This window comes from Labilithrix luteola, assembly GCF_001263205.1.
Lineage (GTDB): Bacteria > Myxococcota_A > Polyangia > Polyangiales > Polyangiaceae > Labilithrix > Labilithrix luteola.
Map to the genome: position 1 here is coordinate 7,585,859 of NZ_CP012333.1, position 22,394 is coordinate 7,608,252.

Consider the following 22,394-nt stretch of genomic DNA (forward strand, 5'->3'; position numbering starts at 1 on the left):
CACAGAAAGACCAGGAGACAACGATGGCATCCACTCTCAAGCCGGTCCTCGTTCTCGGCGGTTCGGGCTTCGTCGGAACGCGCGCAATCGCCGCTCTTCGCCGCCTTCAGCCCGATCTTCCCATCACCATCGGGGCGCGCGATCTCGAACGCGCGAGCGTCGTCGCGAAGCAGACGACCCTCACGAATGCCGTGAAGGTGGACCTCGAACGCACGAGCCTCGGACTGCCCGAAGGTGCGGCGTACAGCGGTGTGGTCACCCTGCTCAAGGACGACACGCTGAATTCGATGAAATACGCCCAAACGCATGGCGTGCCCTACGTGGCATTTTCGGATTACCTGTTCGAGATCGCCCCGCAGGTCGCGCTTTACGCTCAGAATCCGGCAAAGGCTCCGATTCTCTTCCTGGGCCACGTCTTCGGAGGCGCGGCGGTTCTCGCGGCGCTCCACTTCGCTCGCCAGTTCCGCACGGTCGAACGGGTGGCTATCGCGGCCATCATCCACGAGGACGACCACGGCGGCCCGACGACCCAGACCGACGTGGAACGAGGCGCGCGCGTCGCCAGGCCGCTTCGACGCGAGAACGGGCAATGGGTTTGGGCCAGTACCGATATCGAACGTCCGCTGACGATGTCGGACGGAACGACCATCCAGGTGCGTGCCTATCCGGTTCTCGACGTCGCGAGCGTTGCCGCGGCGACGGGAGCGCGCTCGGTCCGTTTCGACCTCGGTGTCCGCAGTGCCGTGGGGCTCGGACGCGAGAGAAGCCCGGCGGTCGAGATGATCTTCGAGATCTCAGGCATCGACACTGCAGGAAGCTCACGAAGCGTCCGGCACGAGATCACCGATGATCAGAACCTCTCGACCGTGAGCGCCCACGGTCTCGCGATTGCCGTCGAACGCCTCCTCGGCCTCGATGGCGGTCCCGCGGTCCCTGCAGGCTTGTACAACCCCGACACCCTCCTCGACCCGACGCGGGCCGTCGAAAAGCTCACGCAGTTCGGCTCGCGCATCGCCCTCGACGTCGTGCGCTGACGACGGCGCATTCTGCTCTCACTCCTCGCGGGCCTGCGATCTGAGCGAGTCGTAGGCCCGCGCCGCTCCTTCAGGTGGACCGCTCGATCAAGTCGACGACGTCTTTGACGTACTTCTTCGCCGAGGGGATTCTTGCCTTCTTCACGTACGCCTCGAGGCGCTGCGGTCCCTCGAGGCCAAGCAAGAATTCGATGCTGTACATCAGCAGAATTCCGCGAGAGAAGCCGAGCGCTCGTTCCTTCTGGTCGAACGTCTCGACTTCTTCTCCCTTCGGGAAGTCCTGCTTGGCATCCTGTTTCTCGAAGCGCTGGATCTTCGCGACGCAAAAGTCGATGAACCTGCGGTCGCGCGTCGCCACCAAGCTTTCGATGTCGTGCGGGCTCACCCCGGACGTCACGACTCTGCCCTTGTCGAACCTGAAGATGGCTTCGTCATATTGGGCATGGATGGATATTCCCGTTCGCCGGCAGATCTCGTCGAGACTCTCCTCGTATTGTGGTGAGAACGTAAGGTCGTACAGCTCGTGAGCGTCGTTTGCCATGCGAGAGGTCCGGTGGTTCCGTCGGGAGCGAAGTTTCGCAGAATGGCTGCCCCAACGCGAGGGAGCTCTTGAGACGTGACTGATACGAAGGTCGGGCTAGAGTCCGGCGTGTGAGACGGGGCTCTCGATTCTATTTTGTCGCGTTCGTGGCGGCGGTGATCTCGACCGCGTGCGGGGCGCTGACGGGGGCGGACGATCTGACGATCGTCTCCGATGGCGGCACTCTCGCCTCGAAAGATCCGAGCACCCTGCCGGTGGACGGCGGCCACGATTCGAACGCTCCCGCGCCAGCGGACCTCGATGCCGCCTCCGATGCGTCCGACGACTCCGCGGTGGTCGACGCTGCGCCGGATCACGCGGTCACTTGCACGTCGGTCTCGGCGTATCCCTCGAACATTTCTGAGCTCGGTCTCTTCTCGCAATGGGGCAACCTCCCCACCATCTCGAGTACCGACGGCTTCTACGCCGACTGCGCAATCTCCACGAGCAATTCGCCGACGCCGTCGGTCTTCGCGGCCGATCTGCGCTTCTCGATTCCGAGCAATGCCGTCATCCAAGGTGTCGTGGCGACGATGGTCCGGCGGGCCCGAAACGGCGGAGACGTGGTCGATGCGTCCATGCGTTTGCGGTGGAGCGGCAAGTTGCAGGGAGACGACCGATCGGACCCCTCGGCGTGGAGCGCCCTCAAGAACACCATGACCTACGGCACCGAGACCGACGTCTGGGGCACCGCGTTGACGCCCGCGATCGTGAACGGACCCGACTTCGGTGTCGTCTTCGCGGCCAAGTGGATCGTGGGGAATTCCGGAAACGACACCGTGTACATCGACAGCATCCAGATGACGATCCGCTACTGCCTCTGAATCGGAATCCGCACGAGCAGGTAGGGCGGTTGCCGTAGGTCTTTGCCGTCGTTGAATGCCGGCAATCGATTCCACTGACCGAGCGTCACGTAGACGTGGTCTTGCGTGGCGAAGATGCCATCGGGCCAGACGATGCGTGGATCGCGTGTCAGCACGTCCATGGTTCCGTCGCGACGGCGACGAAGAATCTCGTCGTGTTCGGCGTCCGTGACGTAGATCGTATCGTTTCGATCACTTGCCAGTCCGTCGGCAAAGCCCTTTTCTCCTTCGTCGCGAACGGCCTCGCGCAACTGGGATTCCGAGCTTTCGAAGCGTGCCAGAGCGTCCGTGGGAATGCTGTAGAGGCGACGACTGGTGAGCGGCGAGAAATACAGGCGGGTGCTGTCGGCATTCAACGTGATGCCATCGGCGCCGCCGACGGGGAACGTGGGGTGCTTGGCGTCGTAGCGAAGCGCGCGGCCTTCGAGAATCGCCAAAAAGCCTTCTTCGGGTTCGGTCGAGCGATGGCCTTCCAGGACACGTCGCTGACGACCCGTTGCGATGTCGACGACGACGAGTGCGGGGTGTGTGCCGAACGAGGAATCCGTGACGTACGCCGTGCCTTTGGCGCCATGCGTGAGGTCGACGCGGAGATCGTTCATGTGACTGTCGGGCCGGAGAACCGGCGGCCGGAGCGGGATCGAGGCAATACGAGCGCCAGATACGGGATCGAATCCGACGACCTTGGCCGCGCCGTCTTCGATGGGATGGCCGGCGCGTTTGCCATCGTCGATCACCCAGAGGTGCCCTGCGCTGTCCATGGTCATCCCATGAACCGAGACGAGGCGATCGGCGATCGGACGCGACGAGGGGAGGCTGGTCTCCGCGTCCGGGAAAGGAACGAGCTTGTTGCCCTCGAGCTTGCCGAGCGTCGGGCCCGTGTGATCGTCGGCATGCCTCGGAAATCCTACGAAGAGCGTTCCCGCGGGCGACACGGCGATGCCCGATGGGCCGGGGCCGGCGAAGCGCGCGACGACCTCGAGGTTGCCGCGCGGGGCGAGGCCTCGGTCGGTGGCGTCTGCGGTCTCGACGGCCGCTGAATCCGGCGATTGCGATCGCCCGTTCGCGTGACACGCGAGGACACCGGCGAGGCACGCGACAACGAGCGAACGGCAACCGAATGGCCCACGAGCTGCTTGTCTGCCAGGGCGTCTCCGGGAGCTGTCATGCCGAATCGCTATCATCGCGTGCTCGTGGTTGTGGCGGTGGGCGCCCTCGCCATGGCGACAAGCGCATGCCGTGCCGATCGCGCGAGGAGTGGCGAGAGCTCGTCCGCAGCGGTGGGCTCCTCGCTCGTCGCGCTGCGCGGCGTTCGTGTCGTCGACGGTAGCGGCGGCCCGCCCATCGAGAACGCGACCGTCGTGCTCGAGGGGGAGCGCGTCCGCGAGGTCGGACCGAATGTCACTGTCCCCAAGGGCGCACGCGTCGTCGACCTCGGCGGAACGACGATGGTGCCGGGCCTCGTCTCCGACCATTCGCATCTGGGCATGGTCGACGGCACACGCGCCTCGGTGGCGAACGAGACGCGCGCCAACATTCTCCGCCAGCTCCGTCAATACGAGGCCTACGGCGTGACCACGGTGACGTCACTCGGTCTCAACGGGCCGGTCTTCTACGAATTGCAGCCGGATCTCCATCGCGGGGCGTTGCCCGGCGCCGACGTCTTCGGAGCGGACCGCGGAATCGGCGTTCCTTCCGGCGCGCCGCCCGTCGAAGCGGGAACGGAGAACCTCTATCGCGTCGAGACGCCCGAGCAGGCGGTCGCGGCCGTTCGTGATTCGGCCACGCGTCATCCCGATCTCGTCAAGATCTGGGTCGACGACTTCCATGGTTCGCTGCACCAGAAGATGAGCCCGGAAATCCAGCGTGCGGTCATCGATGAAGCCCATCGGCTCGGACTGCGCGTTGCGGCTCACGTCTACTACCTCGACGACGCACGGCGACTCGTCCAAGAGGGCGTCGATATCCTCGCTCACGGCGTGCGTGATCGCGCGGTCGACGACGCTTTCGTGAAGCTCCTGCGCGACAAGAAGACCTGGTACATCCCGACGCTCGGCCTCGACGAATCGTTCTACTTGTTCGCCGAAGCGCCTCCGTTCACCCGCGAAATGTGGGTTCGTCACGCGCTGCAGCCCGCCCTGGCCGCGCAGTTCGACGATCCCGCGTGGCGTGCGTCGGTCCTCGCGGATGCCAAGAAGCTGAAGGCCGACAAGGACTCGGTGGCCAACAACCTGGCGAACGTGAAGAAGCTCTACGACGGCGGCGTAGCGATCGGTTTCGGCACGGACTCGGGCGCCACGCCGCTCCGCATTCCCGGCTTCGCCGAACTCCACGAGGTTGCACTGATGGTGAAGGCGGGGCTTCCGCCGGTGCAGGCGATTCGCATCGCCACCTCACGTGCGGCCGAGCTCTTGGGCCATCCCGATCGCGGCATGCTCGCGCCGGGCAAGCTCGCCGACTTCGTGATCGTGGAAGGAGATCCGACCAAGGACGTCGACGACCTCACGCGGATCGTCGAGGTCTGGCACCGCGGCCGAAAGGTGTCGGGGGCGCTCTCCTCCTTCCAGCCCTGAGCCAGGAATTTCGCGGGATTTTCGATGTTCTTCGGCTGAGCTCGGGCGATCGACGAAAAACGATCAGCGCGGTGTCGATTCGGGCGAAGGTCGTTCGCCGTAGGGATGGGCCGACAAACTGGCCCAAGAAAGGCAGACGGCCATGCGTTTCGTGATGCTCATTGCAGGCGACGAGAAGACCTCCTTGAAGATGAGCAAGGAGGAGGGCGAACGGATCGTCGCGGCCTACAAGGCCTACATGGAGGACCTGCAGAAGGCCGGCGTGCTTCTGGCGGGCGAAGCCCTCATGCCGAGCGCGACCGGTGCCCGCGTGACGGTGACCGGCGGAAAGCGCAACGTGATCGACGGCCCCTTCAGCGAGGCCAAGGAGGTCATCGGCGGCTACTTCCTGATTCAGGTGAAGTCGAGGGAAGAGGCACTCGAGTGGGCGTCGCGTTGCCCGGCGGCTCAGTATGCGCCGAGGAGCTTCGTCGAGGTGCGTCCGGTCATGGAATTTCCCGCCTGACCAACGCGTGCCGAGGTGGTCTGATGGAGCGCCGTGGCGAGCCCCGAGACGAAGCGAGCAGCCGAAGCCGTCTGGCGAATCGAGTCCGCGAAGCTCATCGCCGTGCTCGCTCGCTTGGTGCGCGATGTCGATCTGGCGGAAGAGATCGCGCAAGACGCGTTTCTCGATGCGCTCGAACGCTGGGAGGAATCGGGGATCCCTCAGAACCCCGGGGCGTGGCTCATGACGGCAGCCAAGCACCGCGCCATCGATGTGCTTCGACGCCTTCGTCGGGGCGAAAAGAAGCACGACGAGCTCGCCCACGAGGCGGAGACATCGGTGCCGGCCGACTTCGACGAGGCGCTCGATGACGTCGTCGGTGACGACCTCCTGCGTCTCGTCTTCGTTGCCTGTCACCCGGTGCTCTCGCGAGAGTCACGCGTTGCGCTCACGCTCCGGTTGCTCGGCGGCCTCACCACCGACGAGATTGCACGGGCATTCCTCGCTCCGGAGCCGACCATCGCGCAGCGGATCACGCGAGCGAAGAAGACGCTGGCCGAAAAGAACGTGCCGTTCGAGCTTCCGAAGCCGGAAGACCTGACGGCTCGTCTCGAATCGGTTCTCGAGGTGATCTATCTCGTCTTCAACGAGGGATATTCGGCCACCGCGGGCGAAGATTGGATTCGACCGTCGCTCTGCGAAGACGCGTTGCGACTCGGCCGAATTCTCGCGCAGCTCCTGCCGGGCGAATCCGAAATTCATGCGCTGGTCTCGCTGATGGAGATTCAGGCTTCACGGATGCGCGCGCGCGTGGGGCCGAAAGGGGAGGCGGTCCTCCTCCTCGATCAGGATCGGTCCCGATGGGATACCCTGTTGGTGCGCCGTGGGCTCGATGCGCTCGTGCGAGCCGAGGAGCTGGTTCGGACCCGTCCAGGGCCGTATTTGCTCCAGGCGGCCATCGCCGCCTGTCATGCGCGCGCACGCACCGCCGCGGATACCGATTGGGCGCGCATCGCAGCACTCTACGATGCGCTTGCCCAAACGAGCCCGTCGCCAATCGTCGAATTGAACCGAGCCGTCGCTCATGCCCTGGCCTTCGGTCCGGCGGCGGGCTTGGCGATCGTCGACGTCGTCGCGAACGACGAAGCCCTTCGCGACTACCCGTTCTTGCCGAGCGTGCGCGCCGACTTCCTCGCGAAGCTCGGTCGCTTTGCCGAGGCGCGCGCGGAGATTGCCCGCGCCCTGTCCCTCACGAAGAACGCTCGCGAGCGGGAGCTCTTGCTCGAACGCGACGCCGCGTACGCTCGTAGCGAGCGCCCTTCCTAGTCACTTCGCTAGCTACTTCGTCTTCGCCTTCGAAGCCGCCTTCGCCAGCGATGCGAGCTCTTCTTTTGCGGTTCGGGCGACGGTCGTGTCCTTGTCCGTCGTGAGCTTGCGGTGGCGACTTCCCAGCTTCCGCACCCGCTTGTCCTAAACGACGCTCGAACGCACGAACTTCATCGGAACCTCCAGGGACTCCGCGGTCTTACGTCGTCACGGGTAGAACCTTCCTCGCCGAGCCGAAGAATTTCGGCCGCGAGGAGCCCCGGGCGATCTCGAAGCTCGGGGCTCGGGGCTCGGGGCAGCCGGCACGCTCACGTCCGAGGCAGGACGAGATCACGCGCGCGATAGACGTGGAACTCGTAGCGCCCGATGTCGTCCAAGCGACGAAACTTGTCGGCAAAGGTCGTGTCGGAGAAGAAGGTCTCCACGTCGCCGGGGCCCGTGATGGCTTCGATGTTCACCACCGTGTCGCCGTCGATGCTCGTGGCCAGCGTGCTCCACAAGAACTCCTTCCGGCGCTCTGCGACGTAGTGGACGATCTCACGAATGACCGCAAGCGCGGCCTCTTGGTGTCCGGGCTTGGCATGAATCACGTTGACGACGAAAACGGTCCCTTCCGGGAGCGAGTGATACGATGCGGACGAGCTCGGGATGGTCATGGCAAATCTCCTGGTTCGCGGTCGCAGCACGAGTCGCTTCGACGAAGAATCTGATAGGTCGCTCTCGTCGCCAGAAAAACGCCCTGAGGTTCCGGTCACTCCGGACGCGTCGTCCGCAATCGGAGAGTGGTTTCGACATCGAGGCAATGGCCCATGGACGGCTTCAACGATCTCAACGCATTCGTGCAGGCGGCGATGACTCGCAGCTTCGTCGAGGCCGGCCGCCGGCTCGGCATCTCGGCGTCCGCGGTCGGGAAGACCATCGCCCGCCTCGAGCAACACTTCGGCGCCCGCTTGTTTCACCGCACGACCCGGAGCATCTCGCTGACCGAGGATGGCGCTCGACTCCTCGTACGGTGCGAGCGCATCCTCGCCGAACTCGAAGGCGCCGAGCATGACTTCGCCCGCGGCGAAGACACGCCACGCGGGCGCCTTCGTATCGCCCTGCCGATGGCGAGCCCCTTCTTCTCACCGCTGCTCGCGGACTTCTCGCGGATCTATCCGCATGTCGAGCTCGATGTCGAATTCAGTGACACGTTGGTCGACGTGGTCCGCGACGGATTCGACGTTGTCATTCGCACCGGCGCCGCTCCGGACTCACGCCTCTCGTCGCGCAAGCTCGCGCCGTTTCGTCACGTCGTCGTGGGAGCGCCTCGCTACTTTGCCGAGCAGCCCGTCCCGTCGAGCCCCTCGGAGCTGAACGCCCATCGTTTGCTGTTCTACCGAAAGCCTCACACTGGCAAGCTCGAACCTTGGCCCTTCGCTTCGGATGTCCTGCCCGCTTCCTTCGGCGCTCGCGGGAGCCTGGTGGTCAACAGCATCGACGCCCTGGTCGTCATGACCATCGAGGGCCGCGGCTTGTCCTCGATCCCCGACTACCTGATCGAGAACGAACTCCGCGACGGCCGTCTCATCCGCACCCTCGATTCCCACATCGTCGGCGCCAACGCCTTCCGACTCTTGTGGCCCCCAACCACGCACCTCCCACCCAAAGTCCGCGCCTTCATCGACTTCTTCACGACGAAGCTATCCCCCAAGCCCACCCGCCGCACCCGAAGGTGACGCCGCGCGTGACGTGTTGAGGCTCCGTTCGAGGCCTTGAAAGGGCAGAAGGAACTTCGCAGTCTTCGGAGCTGAGAGGCCGACAGAGAGCAAGACTCGTCGTACGAAAGACCTACTCCCGTTCGAACGGCTGTGTGAGCCTCCGAAACGGAGAGCTCGAATCACGCTACAAGACCGGGCATCGGGGCGCGCCTTACATGGCCTGCGTCGCGTCGCTCAAATGCAATCGCTTATCAAGGCATTCTTCGACCGGCTTCGCGCCACGAAGCCAGGCAAGGTCGGCCTGACAGCATGCCTGCCAAAGATGCTCAGCATCCTGCGCTCGATGGCTCGCACAGGCCGCAAGTGGTCCCCCGAGCTGCCTAATCCGCTCTTGACGGAGGTTATGGCTACTCCCCGTGAAGATCTCTCCCTATCCGAACGGCATTGACCTTAGGCCCACTCAACCATCCACGAATCGTTCGGGAGCGATGGGGTCCGCCTCGAAAGAGGTTCGGCCAGTCGTGCGGCCCGTCGATTGCGCGCCCTGCGGCTTCCATTCGTTCCTTGGGGGACTTGCGCGTTCCCATGCACCTCTTGGCGTCGCGCGAATCGCCGTTCGAAGAATCGTGCTTCGTCTTTTCGGAGGAGCCGTCACCCTCCGCGGGTCACGTCGGATGAAGGGCCCGCGTCGATAGCCCTGCGCGTGCCCGTGAGCGGACGAGCACGAACGGATGCGTGGCCGCTGCGGGACGTCTGGCTTCGTGTCGAGAGGCGGTTCGAGGGGGCTTCGTCGTCATGAATGAGGCCATAGTGCTTCCACCCCTCGCGTAGGGCCCAAGTACGTGGCGCGGCGACGGGGCATTCGTGGAGATCACGGCGAAGGAGATCGAGTTGGAGCGCCAGCAGCATCCACGCCGCGGATGGATGCCAGCCATCGAGCCAGGCGGCGGAGGAGCACGGGTCGAGCGAGATGGAGGCGAGGAACGCTTCCTTCTCGTCGCACTGGTGCTTGCGCGCATTCATCAACACGTAGACGAGAGCATTGCGTACCTGACGAAGATTCGTGAGGTCGCGTCGCGTGTAGCGATCACGCCAGAGCGAGCCGCTGTGTCGGCGGAGTCGATTGACGTCCCACGTGATTCGCCGAGCGAGATGCTGGACACCTCGTGAAAGTAAGACCTGATTGGTTGCCTCCACGATCAGATGGATGTGCGTCTCCTGCACGCTGAAGTGAATCACGCGGAAGTCGTCACCGCTGCTCTCTTCGATGTGCCGGCGAATGGCGCGAAAGATGTCCTCGTCTCGGAAATTCGGCACGCCTGACTTCGCGCGCAGGATGACGTGGACGGGCGTTCGGGCGTCGAGAGGCGGCCGCTCACGATGCCTCTCGTACCCTTTGCGCGACGCCGCTCGCTTTCTCCCCGTGTTGGCCCTCGCGCCCCCATGTTCGCGAAATACGAATTCCCGTTGTTTCACGCATGCCCTCCCCCGTAGACGTGAGCTCGAAGTTTGGCCTCGCGCGCCCGCCCGGCTCATTCGGCTCGCTCCTACAGCGTCGAGCCCTTGTTCGAACGGATATTCATAAGTCGATTAATCTCAGATTCAAGAGGCCGAAGTCGTTTTGGTCGAAATCGAATGCTCCTAAAGTCGAGAGCAATACTTGCGCGCAGCACGGCCTCGATCGTCGACGGAGCGCCGCCTCGACGTCTCGAGACGAAATTTCCCGAAGGAGATCGGTCGTGGTCGCACACGCCTGCATCCTGAAGCCTTCGCTGCGCGAGCTCACACCCGCACGTCCTGCGCTGGCTCATTCGGCTTGCTGTTACGGCGGCCAGGGCGTGTCTCATAAGTCGCCTGATTCCGGTCTTTCTGCGGGCGCGGACGTTCCGGGGAAAGCGAATAGCGCTGGACGCGCGTGCGGCACGGGCCGACCTCGCGTTCTCGTCATTGACAACGCTTCGGCGGAGCGCCGTCTCTTCGACAAGTTCGTCGTACCGTCGTTCGGTCCGCACCATGGACGGACGAAGACTTGAAAGGGCAGAAGGCATTTTTACGGCGACCGTGCACCGCGACATTCCCAATTCGCAATGCTGAGGACCGCACGCGCTTGCATCATGAAGCCCTCGCTGCGCGAGCGCCGAGCCTCCAGCGATTGTCGAGCGTGCGCTATCGCGGGCCGGCCGGAGGGGGCTCTCCTCCCGGTGCTCCCGTCGCGCTCTCGGTCTGCCCGCTGGCGGGGCTGTTGCTCCCAGAGCTTCGGTGCCCGGCCCGGGGTAGTGCCGGGCACGAAGCTCGCGCTCCCATCGCTCGTACGTTGGAGCCAGCATTACCAATGCCGCGTGACGTCCAACACGTCGGCGATCTCCACAACGCGGCGGCGAGCGATGCCGCCAAGATTCGCCCGATAGCGCCCATCATCTCGTTCGCCTCGTGCCTTCGCGGTGGCGACGAATTTCAGCAGTTTCTTGTGCTGCAGCCGTTCGCCGGTCCGGACCGGTCCTGAGATCCGCGGAGGTCACGGAAGGGAGCCGAGGAGCCTTCCCGCCTTCGACTGAACCTCGTGCCAGGTCCTACGCCGGTCGGAAGCCGTGAGATGGCGTCGTGGACCGAGGGGTCTCGTGTCGGCGTTCGCCTCGCTGGAAACTGGAGTGCTGACTTGATAGGGCAAAAGGTATTTCACGGTTCCACACGCGCGATCTGCGTAGGAGCCGACTCATCACCTGTTGCGCGTCGACGCCTGCGAAGCCCGCCTGTGCGAAGGAGCGAGCGCTTGCGGTCGTGCGGTCTCCCCGACGTATTCGTCGTCTCCAGTGCGCTTCGCGAGTTTCCGGCAGTGAGAAGTTCGAAGGGGCACGCTCACACCGAGAGGCGGCGGCCGTCGAAGCGCGCTAGGTTGGTTACGAGGACGTATCCATCCGAGGTAAGAGCTGAGCCATGGCGGGTGAACGGGAGAACATGAACCGAGTCGGTGCGGTGGAGCAGGCGCGGGTGACTCCGGCTGAGGTCCACGACGTGCTTCGGCATCACATGCTGGTGGACGGGTATCCGCTCGTGGTCGACCTCGATGGGAGTCGGGGCTCGTGGGTTCGTGATGCGCGGACGGGAAAGGAGTACCTCGACTTCTTCTCGTTCTTTGCGTCGAATCCCATCGGGTTCAATCACCCGAAGATGCTCGAGGCCGAAACGCAGGAGCGGCTGGCGAAGGCGTCGACCGTGAAGGTGTCGAGCTCGGACAAGTACACCACGTACATGGCCGAGTTCGTCGCAACGCTCGAGCGAACCGCGGCACCGCCGCATCTGCCGTATTACTTCTTCATCGAAGGTGGGGCGCTCGCGATCGAGAATGCGCTCAAGACGGCGTTCGACTGGAAGGTTCGCAAGAACATCGCCGCGGGGCGAGGGGAGCGCGGCCAGGCCGTTTTGCACCTCGAGAGCGCGTTTCATGGGCGGTCGGGCTACACGCTGAGCCTCACGAATACCGACCCCAACAAGACGCAGTACTTTCCCAAGTTCGATTGGCCGCGCATTCCTGCGCCCAAGGTTCGATTTCCGCTCGATGCCGAGAGCCTCGCCGAGGTGGAGGCGCTCGAGAAGAGAGCGATTGCTGCAGCGGAAGCGGCGTTCGCGCGCGACCCGCACGGCATTGCCGCCATCATCCTCGAGCCGATTCAGGGGGAAGGGGGCGACAACCACTTCCGCTCCGAGTTCTTCCGGGAGCTACGTCGTCTCGCCGACGAACACGACGCACTGCTGATCGTCGACGAAGTGCAGACGGGGCTGGGCCTCACCGGGAAGTGGTGGGCCTATCAGCATCACGGCATCGAGCCGGACATCGTCTGCTTCGCGAAGAAGATGCAGGTCGGCGGCATCATGGTGTCGAAGCGCATCGACGACGTCCCGAACAACGTCTTCCACAAGTCCGGGCGCATCAACTCCACGTGGGGCGGCGCGCTCGTCGACATGGTGCGCTGCACGCGCATCCTCGAGATCATGGTGGAGGAAGATCTCCTCCGGAATGCCCACGATCGCGGTGTGGAGCTGCTGAACGAGCTCCGCACCATCGAAGAGAAATACGAGCAGGTCACGAACTCGCGAGGCGCCGGGCTGATGTGCGCGATCGACTTGCCCGACACCGCGACGCGAGACGCCGTCGTGAAAGCGTGCTTCGAAGACGGCATGATCGTGCTGGGCTGCGGTACGCGCTCGATCCGCTTCCGCCCCACGCTCACGGTGGACGGTGAGATCGTCCGCGAGGGCGCGCGCCGCCTCGATCGCGCGATCCGTCGCACGTTCCTTTAGGCCAATGCCGTTCGGATAAGGGAGCCGGGAGCAGAGTTGCTCTGACCACGAGTGTCGTCCGAAGCAACTTCGTCCAGTGCCGGCCGACGGGAGGGAATGGCACAGGAAGGGCGCAAGGGCGGAAGATTCGAGGAGGGTAAAGAGGAGAGCATCGGCGCACCGCGGACTCATCGAGGTGCATCGTTGCCTTGGCAAAAGGAGTCCCGCAGTCGACCTACGAGGCCGTAGTGCGAACTGCCTTGCGACGGCTCCCCCCTCTAACTCCTTCCGTTCTTCCGCGCTTCCTGTGCCCTCTCTCTCGAGTCAGGCTAACTCGAAACGAGGGCATTCCTGATTCGCGTAAGTCCCTAAAGCACCGCGCGAACGGCGCTCGTGAGATGGATCACGAGCGCTGTCCGTTCGCGCCGTTCGCGGTGTGCGCGTCGATCAGGCGAGGCCGACGTACAGGTTCTGGACGTCGTCGTCCTCGTCGAGGGCTTCGAGGAAGGCTTCGACTTCGGCGCGCTTGGCGTCGTCGACGGTGACGGGGTTCTTCGCCTTCCAGATCAGCTGGGCGGAGGTGACGTTCCACTTCCGCTCGGTGAGGGCCTTGCTGACGATGTCGACGTCACCGCTCTCGGTGAAGAAGCGCGTCGAGCCATCCTCGCCAGCCTCGAGGTCCTGCGCACCGCACTCGATGGCCGCCTCTTCCGGATCGACGCCGGGGCCCGGTGGGGTGGCTTCGACCTGGCCGAGACGGTTGAAGTCCCACGACACCGAACCGGCCGCGCCGATCTGGCCCTTGCGGAACAGCAGGCGGACGTTGGCCGAGGTGCGGTTGCGGTTGTCGGTGAGGCACTCGACGATGACGGGCACCTGGTTCGGTGCGAAGCCTTCGTAGGTCACCGTCTCGTACGTGACGGCCTCGTCGAGGAGACCGGCGCCCTTCTTGATGGCGCGCTCGAGCGTGTCCTTCGTCATCGAGGCCTTCTTCGCCGCGTCGACCGCCATGCGCAGGCGCGGGTTCATGCTCGGATCCGCTCCGTTTCGAGCGGCGACCATGATCTCCTTCGCGAGCTTGGTGAAAACGCGGCCCTTGGCGGCCGCGGAGGCTTCACGACCCTTCTGCTTCCATTGTGCGCCCATCGCCCCTCCGCATAGCTCAACTCCGGCCCGACGGCAGCCCCCGTCGCGAGGGGGACTTTTCGATTTTCCGGGGAGCTCGAGTCTCCGGGCGCCCTAGCGCGGGCGCAGATCAGGCAAGGAATCCGCCGATTGCCTCGGCGATCGGGCCGGCATCCTCTTCGAGCGCGAAGTGCCCGGTGTCGAAGAACCGTAGCTCGGCGGCCGGCACGTCGCGCTCGTAGGCGTCGCGTCGCTTGCCGGTGTTCGACGGACGTGACTCAGGGCACGCGTCCGAGGATCTCGAGGGCCTGCGCGTGGACGCGCGGATCCCCGGCCGCGATCACGCGCCCGCCGTTCTGCGCGTCGCCGCCCGTCCACGAGGTGAAGAGGCCGCCCGCGCCTTCGACGATCGGGATGAGCGCCTGCACGTCCCACGGCTTGAGGGCCGACTCGATCACCAGGTCGACGAACCCCATGGCGAGAAGCCCGTACGCGTAGCAGTCACCTCCGTAACGCGTCATCTTCGCGGCGGCGGCGATCTCCTGGAATGCATCCGACTCGGGCTTGGTGAAGTAGCCCGTCGGGTGCGTGGTCGTCACGATCGCCGAGGCGATATCGGCGCACGCGCGCGTCGAGATCTGCGTGGTGCGACCTTCGCTCACGAAGTCGGTTCGCCCCGTTCGACCAACCCATCGCTCGCGCGTCACCGGCTGATCGAGCACGCCGAGGATGGGGCTCGTGCCGTCGTTGAGGGCGATGAGCGTTCCCCACTGAGGCATGCCGCAGATGAAGGCGCGCGTGCCGTCGATCGGATCGAGAACCCACGTGTGGTAGTCCTCGCCGGGCTCGGGGCCATGCTCTTCGCCGAGGATGCCGTGGCGCGGGTAGGTCTCCTTGATGAGCTGACGCTGGACGAGCTCGGCCTGACGGTCGGCCTCGGTCACGGGGTCGAAGCCAGCCCGACCGGTGCCCTTGTCGGTGACGTCGAGCTTGATGCGGAACCACGGGCGGATGGCTTCGCCCGATGCGTCGGCGAGGCGATTGGCGAAGAGGACGAACTCATCCATCGAAGGTTCCATCGAAGCGATCCTACTCGACGCGAGCGTGTTGTTGGCTTCGAGATCGAAGTGTACAGAAATGCTCATGCGATGGCCGTCGAGCTCGAGCGTGACGTTTGCAACCCTGACGACGTTCGCATGCCTCACAGGCGTCGTCGTTGCCGCATGCTCCTCGTCGAGCGAAGCAACGAACGACGCTGCGTCGGCGGAGTTAGGCGCGGCCAATTACGACAAGACGTGTGCGCTCTGCCACGGCAAGAACGGTGAGGGGTACGCCGCCGACAACGCCACCGCCCTGAACAACCCGACCTTCCTCGCGACCGCGAGCGACGTCTTTCTCCGCCGAAGCATCGCGCGTGGTCGGCCGGGAACCACGATGTCCGCGTGGGATCGGCCGCACGGCGGTCCATACGACGACAACGCCATCGCCGGCATCGCTTCGTACATTCGTAGTTGGCAGACGGCGCCGAGCGTGACGTTGCCCACCTCGAGCATCGTCGGTGACGCCACGCACGGAGCAACGGTCTATGCATCGACCTGCGCGTCGTGCCACGGCGGGACCGGAACCGAGGGGCCGAACGTTCGGCTGGCCAATGCCGAATTCCTCGCCATCGCGAGCGACGCGTTCCTCGAGTACGCGATCGTGCACGGTCGTCCGGGGACGGCGATGAAGGCATTCGAAGGTCAGCTCTCGGCGCAAGACATTCACGACGTCGTGGCGCTTCTCCGGAGCTGGGCCAAACCCGTCGTCAACGGTGATGTGCCCATTCCTGGTTCGCTCGGTCCGATCGTTTTGAATGCCGACGGGCCCGATCCGAACTTCGTCGTGGGCAATCGCTTCACGCCCGCCGACACCATCAAAGCGGAGTTCGACCGCGGTGCGGCCATGGGATTCCTCGATGCGCGCGCGCCGTCCGATTACGTGACGAGCCACATCGCAGGGGCCAACGACGTTCCGTTCTACGAGGCGAGCGACTACGTGTTCGCCTTGCCGAAGGACAAGTGGCTCGTGGCCTATTGCGGTTGTCCGCATGCCGAATCGGGGCAACTCCTCGATACGCTGGTTGCCAATGGCTTCACCAAAGTGACGATTCTCGACGAGGGCTTCTTCACGTGGGTGAGCCGCGGCTATCCGGTGCGCTCGGGTCCGAATCCGTGACGGCTTGACGGCCACGCGCGCGCCGGGCAGGAAAGGGAACATGCGTTTCACGCCACAAAGGGCTCTCGGTAAAACGGGGTTCGTCGCCAGCACGCTCGGCATCGGCGATCTTGCCGATGCGGCGCTCGGCATCGAGGCGTGCGCGACCGTCCTGCAGCGCGCGCTCGACGTCGGACTCAACGTCGTCGACACCGCGCCGGCCTACGAAGACGGCTTGAGCGAACGCGTCGTCGGTCGTGCGCTCGTGGGGCGTCGCGAGGGTGTGTTCGTCGTCGACAAGGTCGACCACCTCGATCGCCCCGTGTGCGAGCAGATGAAAGGCAGTCTCGAGCGCCTCGGTTTCACCCCCGACGCGTTCGTCTTCCACGGCGTCTCACGCATGGAGGACTGGACGTCGCTCGTCTCGCCCGGCGGGGGATTCGAGCAGCTCGAGGCCGAGCGCCGCGCCGGCCATTGCCGCTTTCGAGGTGTGTCGAGCCATCATCCCGACGTCGTACGCGAGGCCATCCTGTCGGGCCTCTGCGACCTCGTGATGTTCGCCATCGGGCCTCACGTCGATCGGCGCTACACCGACGAGCTTCTCCCGCTCGCCAAGGAGCGCGGCGTTGGCACGATCGGCTTCAAGACGTTCGGTGCAGGAAAGCTCGTTGCTCGAACCACCGGCTACGGTCGCCCGATTCCGGACGACGTCGACGTCGAGACGCTCGCTCCGCTTCTCACCATCGACGACTGCGTTCGCACCACGCTCACGCTCGACCCCGACGTGGCCCTGCTCGGCCTGAGCACGCCCGAAGAGCAAGACGCCGCCTTCGCCGCTGCCGAACGCTTCGTTCCCTTCGGCCTGGAGGAGCTCGCCGACGTTCGACGCCGAGCGGCGGAGGCCGTGCGGAACAAGGGCGCCATCTGGTGGGATCCCTCCACGCCCTGAGGCGGTCGTTCCGCCGGATTCCGGCCGGTGGTCAGGCAGTTGCCTTGGTTCCACCGTCGTTGCCGTCGTCACGTGCGGCGTCGTTCGCATTCGCGTCTCCGCTCGGACGCGTCTCGGGTTTGGCCGCCTCAGCCTAGGTATTTCGGCGCCTTATGGCGACGTTGGTGTGGTGTCGAGTCCACACCGAGTCCTCGTTGCGCGGCCAATCTTCGTGCCCGGCGACGATTTCCTGCGACCTCGGCAGAGGCGGCCTGTCGGGGGGGCGGCAAGTGACGGAGCGAGGTGCTTCGGCCTGCCGTCCACCACCATCGACCCGCGTCCTCTCTCGAAGGCTGCGGTGACTTCTCTGAGGGAGGCACCCCGTGCAATACCTGGGATTCGTACTCGTCTTCGTTTCGCTCCTCGCGCTCCTCGTCGGCCTGCTCCAGCACCTGAAGGGGAAGAAGATCCTCGCCGCACCGTTCCGACGAACCGGTGAGATCGCCGCCAATCCGAGCGTTGCCGATCCCAAGGGCATCGTCAGCTGCGAAGGCGCCATGCGGGTGCAGCAGCCGGCGATCGCTCCGTGCTCGGGCAAGCCCTGTGTCTACTTCGAAATCGAGGTCGTGCAGGAATGGGAGAAGAGCGTCGTCACCGAGGATGGCGTCAAGACCGAGAAGGGGACCGACAAGGTCAACTCCACGAAGAACGGCGCGGTCTTCTTCCTCGACGACGGCTCGGGCCCGATGGCCATCGATCCGCGCGAGGGCATGGATGTCGAGCTCGACAAGAGCTTCGAGCAGGCCCAGAACGTCTCCGGTGGCGACGTCGTCTTCGGACAGTTCAGCGCGCGCGTTCCGTTCCTCACGGGCGACAAGCGTGGTCGTGGCGTGCGCGTCGTCGAGAAGATCGTTCCGGTCGACGGATCGATGTTCGTCAAAGGCCAGCTCGTCAACCAGGCCATCTCGAAGCCGAAGGGCATGCTCGGTTCGCTCCTCGCTTCTCGCAAGGGCCGTGCGGCGCTCCTCGGCGCGACGAAGCGCAACGCGATGATCGGTTTCATCGCTGGCGCCGTTGCATTCGTCCCCGGTCTTGGCCTGTCGATCTTCGCCGATCCTCCCGCGCCGTCCGCGCCGGGGGTGAGTGCGTGCAACATCGCCGATGAATCGCAGCCGGATCAGCCGTGCACGGGGCGCATCACGAGCGACGACGGTTACGACGTGCCTTTCACGGTCACGCAAGCCGGCACGTTCGAGGTGAATGCCCACGCGCCCGCCGGCAAGAAGATCCCGCTCCTCGCGAAGATCAACATCAAGGCCGAAGACGGTACGGCCGTCGCTTCCGACGAGCTCGAGTCCGCCACGGTCGACCTCAAGCCGGGCAAGTACACCATCAACTTGCGTGACGGCGTGAAGGGCGCTGCCGCCGCGTTCAAGGGCGGCTTCAGCTTCGAGCTCCTCGTGAAGCGGACAGCGCTCGCGGCCGACGCCAGCGTTGCCACCACCTCCGCGTCGGTGGCTCACTCGTCCGTCGCTCCTGCGGCCGTTGCGGCCAAGCCCATCGCCAAGGGCGCGGCGTCGGGGGTGAAGCCGAACGGGATCGCCGCGAACGCCAGCGCCGCTCCGAGCGCTGCGGCACCTGCGGCACCTGCGGCATCGTCGGCATCTTCGGCGAAGCCTGCTGCCTCGGCGTCGTCACCGGCCAAACCCGCTGCCTCGGCATCGGCGAAGCCCCCGGCCTCCGCCGCGAAGAAGTGAGTCGCAGGCAACGAGCTCATCTTTCGCGCGCCGAACGCCCGTAGTGTCCAGCCCTTAGCGCCGAGCCCGAAACATCGAAACGTGAGCGTGCTCTTCGGGGCGCGTCTCACGTTTCCTGTTCTCGGCGGCAAGCGGCGCAACCACTGCGGCGACCACTCGCACGGACCGTGAATTTCGGGGCCCACGATGGGCGAGGGCCCCGAAATCCACGGTCCTTTGCACAAGTCTGTTGCATGCTCCGTTTGACTTCTCAATCAGCGCAATTGTATTGCGCTGTAGCGTTTATCGAGCGGCCTCTCTCCGGTTGGGGGACTCGGCGCAGGAGCCAGGTTCGATGAGCAAATGGTGGTTGTACGCCGGGATAGCGCTTCTCTCGCTCGTCGTGGGGTGCGTCGGGGAGAACGCTTCTCCGAACGCCGAGCGCGCGGCGAACGTGGGCCGCGTCGCGAGCGCCCTCGAAGATCTCGTGGCCACCACGACCTCGCTGACCTCCTCCGTGAATCCGTCGGCATTCGGTCAGGCGACGACGCTCACGGCCAGCGTGACGAGCGCGAACGGCACCCCCGACGGCACGGTCACGTTCTCGGACGGAGCCGCCACTCTCGGTACGGTCGCTCTCGACGTCACGGGCACGGCGACTTTGGCTGTGTCGTCCCTTGGTGCCGGAACGCATGCTCTCACGGCGGCCTATGCGCCGGGCGGCGCGTTCCTCCCGAGCACTTCGGATCCCGTCTCGCACATGGTCAGCAAGGCCTCGACGATGACCATGCTCGCGACGGCCGCGAGCCCTACGGCCATCGGCGCGACGGCCACGTTCACCGCGACCGTGACGGCCGTGGCGCCGGGCGGAGGCATTCCGACCGGCACCGTGACGTTCCGTGAGGGCCCGACGTCGCTCGGCACGGCGTCGCTCGATCCCTCGGGGACGGCCACCTTCTCCACGAAGGCGCTGTCCGTCGGAAGTCACTCGCTGGTTGCGGACTACGGTGCAGACGCGAACTTCGTGGCCAGCACGTCGGCTGCGATTGCACACGTCGTCAGCCAAGACGCGTCGAGCGTGGCGGTGACGATTACGCCGAACCCGTCCACGTTGCCGGCCCAGGTGACCGTGATTGCCGTCGTGTCCTCGGCGGGTACCGGCGGTGTCCCCACGGGAACGGTCACGTTCAAAGACGGCACGACGTTCCTCGGGACCGGCTCGCTCGACGTGACGGGGACAGCGACGTATTCGACCAGCGCGCTGTCGCCTGGCGCTCACACGATCTTCGCGGAGTACGGCGGCGATGCGAAGCACACGGCGGCATCTTCTTCACAGTCGCTCTCGGTCCTCGCCGGTGTGTCCACGACGACCAGCGCGTCGATGACGAATCCGTCGGTCTTCGGTCAATCGGTGACCTTCACTGCGAAGGTGGCTGGCGCAGGCGTCACCCCGACGGGGAACGTCTCCTTCTTCGACGGTACCAATCTGCTTTCGACTCGGCCGCTCGATGCGAGCGGGCAGGCGAGCTTCTCGGCTTCGGCGTTGTCCGTCGGCGCGCACGCAATCGGCGTGGTCTACGCGGGTGACGCGAACTTCGCCACCAGCTCGGCGGCGGCCATTTCACAGCAGGTCAACGCAGCGGCGACCACCACGGTCGTGAGCGCGTCGAACAATCCGTCGATCGTCGGGGTGGGCGTGACCTTCCGCGCGACCGTGAGCGCATCGGCGCCGGGAGCGGGGCTGCCCACGGGGACGGTCACCTTCAAAGACGGTACTGACACCATCGGCACGGGCACGCTCGACGCCTCGGGCCAGGCGTCACTCGCGATCACCACGCTTGCCCCCGGCTCGCACTCCATCACCGCCGTCTACGGCGCAGATGGCAACTTCGCGGCGAGCACCTCGGCAGCGCTCGCGCACACCGTGAATCAGGACGGCGTTTCGGCGTCGCTCGCATCGTCGCTGAACCCCTCGACCTTCGGCTCGAGCGTCACGTTCTCGGCGAAAGTGTCGGCGTCGGGCTCGGGCATTCCGACGGGCACGGTCACCTTCAAGGACGGTGACACGATCCTCGGCACGGCAACGATCGACGCCACGGGCGCGACGTCGTTCTCCACGACGGCGCTGACGGGCGGCACGCACACGATCACGGCCGTCTACGGTGGTGATGCCACACACGGCACGGGAACGGCGAGCGTCAGTCAGATCGTCAAGGCGGCCACGACGACGACCGCGCTGACGTCGTCGGCGAATCCTTCGGTCTTCGGTCAGCCCACCAAGCTTTCTGCGAGCGTGACGTCGACCGTGACGGGAACGCGAACGGGTAACGTGACGTTCATGGACGGAACGACGGTGCTCGGAACGACGGCGCTCGACGTCTCCGGCGTGGCCACGCTCACCAGCTCCACGTTGGTCGTAGGAACGCATCCGCTGAGCGCGGTTTACGCTGGGGATTCGAACTTCGCGATGAGCACGTCATCGGCGCTCTCACAGACCGTCGACCGCGCAAAGACGACGACGGTGCTCGCGTCGTCGTCGAATCCGTCGCTCGTCGACGCGAGCGTCACGTTCACGGCGACGGTTGCGGCCAAGGCCCCCGGCGCAGGCACGCGTACCGGCACGGTGGCCTTCAAAGAAGGCGCGACCACGCTCGGCACGGCATCGCTCGACGTGTCGGGGGTGGCCACCTTCGCCACGAGCGCGCTCGCGTCGGGCAATCATGCGATCGCTGCGGAGTACGTGGGCGACGGGCACTTCGAAGGAAGCGCCTCGAACACGCTCGCGCAGGTCGTCAACACCGCGGCGCCGACGATTGCCGTCACGTCCACGCCGAGTCCGTCGATGTTTACGCAGTCGGTGACGTTCACGATCATGGTGACGGGCGCGCGCGGCGTGCCGTCGGGAACGGTCGCCCTCGAGGAGGAAGAGGCCTCGCTCGGAACGGGAACGCTGGATCCCTCGGGCGTCGCGACCATCAAGTCGAGCAAGCTCGCGGTGGGAACGCATACGCTGACGGCTTCGTACCGCGGCGATGCGGTCTACGCGACCGGCTCTGGCTCGCTCACCCACGTCGTACAGAAGGCGGTCACGACGACCACGATCGCCTCGGCCGCCAATCCTTCGAAGCTCGGAGCCACGGTGACGTTCACGGCCACCGTGCTTTCGAACATCGCGGGGGCCAGTGGCTCCATCGAGTTCTTCGACGGCACTGTCTCGCTCGGTTCGGCTCCGCTGGCCGACGGGAGCGCGGCGCTCTCCACGTCGGCGCTCGCCGAAGGTGGTCATGCGATCAAGGCAACGTATGCCGGCACCGAGTCGTTCGCCGGAAGCTCGTCGGCCGTGGTGAATCAGGTCGTCGAGGCCGACGTCGTCGCTCCCATCGGCGATCCCGGAACGAGCCCCGAAGGTGGCGCGTCGCCCACGACTCCGGCCGCCTCCGGCGACAGCGGTGGAGGCTGCCAGACGACCTCACGCACGGGCAGCGCTTCGTCCGCTGCGGTGTTCGTCATGGGCGCGCTCGGCGTCTTGGTGCTCGCTCGCCGCCGCCGTCGCACGTGACGGCGCGGCAGC

The 22,394-nt window shown here is 65.3% G+C and carries 18 protein-coding genes; 11 read left to right on the top strand and 7 right to left on the bottom strand.

Features of this window, described 5'->3' with window-relative positions; genetic code table 11:
• Positions 1-23: 23 nt before the first annotated feature.
• Positions 24-1,034, top strand: a complete 1,011-nt coding sequence (locus AKJ09_RS32940) for an NAD(P)-dependent oxidoreductase (RefSeq protein ID WP_146651821.1) — start codon at positions 24-26, stop codon at positions 1,032-1,034.
• 70 nt (positions 1,035-1,104) lie between these two features.
• On the opposite strand, the gene AKJ09_RS32945 is transcribed toward AKJ09_RS32940, so the two are convergent.
• On the bottom strand, positions 1,105-1,575 hold the full coding sequence (locus AKJ09_RS32945) for a hypothetical protein (protein ID WP_146651822.1): 471 nt from the start codon (positions 1,573-1,575) through the stop codon (positions 1,105-1,107).
• Between the two features lie 110 nt (positions 1,576-1,685).
• On the opposite strand from AKJ09_RS32945, the gene AKJ09_RS32950 reads away from it, so the two are divergent.
• The gene (locus tag AKJ09_RS32950; protein ID WP_146651823.1) at positions 1,686-2,438 is read left to right on the top strand and encodes a hypothetical protein; all 753 of its coding nucleotides are present in this window, start codon (positions 1,686-1,688) and stop codon (positions 2,436-2,438) included.
• Here the strand turns inward: AKJ09_RS32950 and AKJ09_RS32955 are convergent.
• Entirely contained in the window at positions 2,426-3,661 is a 1,236-nt protein-coding gene (locus AKJ09_RS32955) for an SMP-30/gluconolactonase/LRE family protein (protein ID WP_146651824.1), read from the bottom strand. The two genes, AKJ09_RS32950 and AKJ09_RS32955, sit on opposite strands and share 13 nt — an antisense overlap.
• Here AKJ09_RS32955 and AKJ09_RS32960 point away from each other — a divergent pair.
• From AKJ09_RS32960 to AKJ09_RS32970, 3 genes are all read left to right on the top strand, one after another.
• On the top strand, positions 3,644-5,050 hold the full coding sequence (locus tag AKJ09_RS32960) for an amidohydrolase family protein (RefSeq protein WP_146651825.1): 1,407 nt from the start codon (positions 3,644-3,646) through the stop codon (positions 5,048-5,050). The two genes, AKJ09_RS32955 and AKJ09_RS32960, sit on opposite strands and share 18 nt — an antisense overlap.
• A gap of 142 nt (positions 5,051-5,192) precedes the next feature.
• A complete protein-coding gene (locus AKJ09_RS32965) occupies positions 5,193-5,555 on the top strand; it encodes a YciI family protein (protein ID WP_146651826.1) in 363 nt (120 codons plus the stop codon).
• Positions 5,556-5,588: 33 nt separating this feature from the next.
• Positions 5,589-6,860, top strand: coding sequence for an RNA polymerase sigma factor (locus AKJ09_RS32970; protein WP_146651827.1), 1,272 nt, complete (start codon positions 5,589-5,591; stop codon positions 6,858-6,860).
• A 12-nt stretch (positions 6,861-6,872) separates the two neighbouring features.
• Here AKJ09_RS32970 and AKJ09_RS55685 read toward each other — a convergent pair whose 3' ends face one another.
• Both AKJ09_RS55685 and AKJ09_RS32975 read right to left on the bottom strand, forming a co-directional pair.
• Entirely contained in the window at positions 6,873-6,995 is a 123-nt protein-coding gene (locus tag AKJ09_RS55685) for a hypothetical protein (RefSeq protein ID WP_275936659.1), read from the bottom strand.
• A gap of 173 nt (positions 6,996-7,168) precedes the next feature.
• The gene (locus AKJ09_RS32975) at positions 7,169-7,516 is read right to left on the bottom strand and encodes an antibiotic biosynthesis monooxygenase (RefSeq protein WP_146651828.1); all 348 of its coding nucleotides are present in this window, start codon (positions 7,514-7,516) and stop codon (positions 7,169-7,171) included.
• Positions 7,517-7,669: 153 nt separating this feature from the next.
• Between AKJ09_RS32975 and AKJ09_RS32980 the strand changes: the two genes are divergently transcribed.
• Positions 7,670-8,578 (top strand): LysR family transcriptional regulator, encoded by a 909-nt coding sequence (locus tag AKJ09_RS32980; RefSeq protein ID WP_146651829.1) that lies wholly within the window; start codon positions 7,670-7,672, stop codon positions 8,576-8,578.
• Between the two features lie 633 nt (positions 8,579-9,211).
• On the opposite strand, the gene AKJ09_RS32985 is transcribed toward AKJ09_RS32980, so the two are convergent.
• On the bottom strand, positions 9,212-10,096 hold the full coding sequence (locus AKJ09_RS32985) for a transposase (protein WP_146651830.1): 885 nt from the start codon (positions 10,094-10,096) through the stop codon (positions 9,212-9,214).
• A gap of 1,398 nt (positions 10,097-11,494) precedes the next feature.
• Here AKJ09_RS32985 and lat point away from each other — a divergent pair.
• Complete coding sequence (gene lat, locus AKJ09_RS32990; RefSeq protein ID WP_205633873.1) at positions 11,495-12,859, top strand: L-lysine 6-transaminase; 1,365 nt, start codon at positions 11,495-11,497, stop codon at positions 12,857-12,859.
• Positions 12,860-13,285: 426 nt separating this feature from the next.
• Here the strand turns inward: lat and AKJ09_RS32995 are convergent, their stop codons facing one another.
• Both AKJ09_RS32995 and hisN read right to left on the bottom strand, forming a co-directional pair.
• The gene (locus tag AKJ09_RS32995) at positions 13,286-13,984 is read right to left on the bottom strand and encodes a YebC/PmpR family DNA-binding transcriptional regulator (protein ID WP_146651831.1); all 699 of its coding nucleotides are present in this window, start codon (positions 13,982-13,984) and stop codon (positions 13,286-13,288) included.
• 257 nt (positions 13,985-14,241) lie between these two features.
• Positions 14,242-15,042 (bottom strand): histidinol-phosphatase, encoded by an 801-nt coding sequence (gene hisN, locus AKJ09_RS33000; RefSeq protein ID WP_146651832.1) that lies wholly within the window; start codon positions 15,040-15,042, stop codon positions 14,242-14,244.
• 64 nt (positions 15,043-15,106) lie between these two features.
• On the opposite strand from hisN, the gene AKJ09_RS33005 reads away from it, so the two are divergent.
• From AKJ09_RS33005 to AKJ09_RS33020, 4 genes are all read left to right on the top strand, one after another.
• Complete coding sequence (locus AKJ09_RS33005) at positions 15,107-16,180, top strand: c-type cytochrome (protein WP_169928061.1); 1,074 nt, start codon at positions 15,107-15,109, stop codon at positions 16,178-16,180.
• A gap of 40 nt (positions 16,181-16,220) precedes the next feature.
• The gene (locus AKJ09_RS33010; RefSeq protein WP_146651834.1) at positions 16,221-17,108 is read left to right on the top strand and encodes an aldo/keto reductase; all 888 of its coding nucleotides are present in this window, start codon (positions 16,221-16,223) and stop codon (positions 17,106-17,108) included.
• Between the two features lie 362 nt (positions 17,109-17,470).
• A complete protein-coding gene (locus AKJ09_RS33015; RefSeq protein WP_146651835.1) occupies positions 17,471-18,844 on the top strand; it encodes a GIDE domain-containing protein in 1,374 nt (457 codons plus the stop codon).
• Between the two features lie 334 nt (positions 18,845-19,178).
• Complete coding sequence (locus AKJ09_RS33020; RefSeq protein WP_146651836.1) at positions 19,179-22,382, top strand: beta strand repeat-containing protein; 3,204 nt, start codon at positions 19,179-19,181, stop codon at positions 22,380-22,382.
• The last annotated feature ends 12 nt before the right edge of the window (positions 22,383-22,394 follow it).

Bases quoted from the DNA above. Each gene is read 5' to 3' on its own strand.
- AKJ09_RS32940 (WP_146651821.1), top strand. From the start codon at position 24: ATGGCATCCACTCTCAAGCCGGTCCTCGTTCTCGGCGGTTCGGGCTTC.
- AKJ09_RS32945 (WP_146651822.1), bottom strand. From the start codon at position 1,575: ATGGCAAACGACGCTCACGAGCTGTACGACCTTACGTTCTCACCACAA.
- AKJ09_RS32960 (WP_146651825.1), top strand. From the start codon at position 3,644: ATGCCGAATCGCTATCATCGCGTGCTCGTGGTTGTGGCGGTGGGCGCC.
- AKJ09_RS32955 (WP_146651824.1), bottom strand. From the start codon at position 3,661: ATGATAGCGATTCGGCATGACAGCTCCCGGAGACGCCCTGGCAGACAA.
- AKJ09_RS32965 (WP_146651826.1), top strand. From the start codon at position 5,193: ATGCGTTTCGTGATGCTCATTGCAGGCGACGAGAAGACCTCCTTGAAG.
- AKJ09_RS32975 (WP_146651828.1), bottom strand. From the start codon at position 7,516: ATGACCATCCCGAGCTCGTCCGCATCGTATCACTCGCTCCCGGAAGGG.
- AKJ09_RS32980 (WP_146651829.1), top strand. From the start codon at position 7,670: ATGGACGGCTTCAACGATCTCAACGCATTCGTGCAGGCGGCGATGACT.
- AKJ09_RS32985 (WP_146651830.1), bottom strand. From the start codon at position 10,096: ATGAGCCGGGCGGGCGCGCGAGGCCAAACTTCGAGCTCACGTCTACGG.
- lat (WP_205633873.1), top strand. From the start codon at position 11,495: ATGGCGGGTGAACGGGAGAACATGAACCGAGTCGGTGCGGTGGAGCAG.
- AKJ09_RS32995 (WP_146651831.1), bottom strand. From the start codon at position 13,984: ATGGGCGCACAATGGAAGCAGAAGGGTCGTGAAGCCTCCGCGGCCGCC.
- hisN (WP_146651832.1), bottom strand. From the start codon at position 15,042: ATGGAACCTTCGATGGATGAGTTCGTCCTCTTCGCCAATCGCCTCGCC.
- AKJ09_RS33005 (WP_169928061.1), top strand. From the start codon at position 15,107: ATGCGATGGCCGTCGAGCTCGAGCGTGACGTTTGCAACCCTGACGACG.
- AKJ09_RS33010 (WP_146651834.1), top strand. From the start codon at position 16,221: ATGCGTTTCACGCCACAAAGGGCTCTCGGTAAAACGGGGTTCGTCGCC.
- AKJ09_RS33020 (WP_146651836.1), top strand. From the start codon at position 19,179: ATGAGCAAATGGTGGTTGTACGCCGGGATAGCGCTTCTCTCGCTCGTC.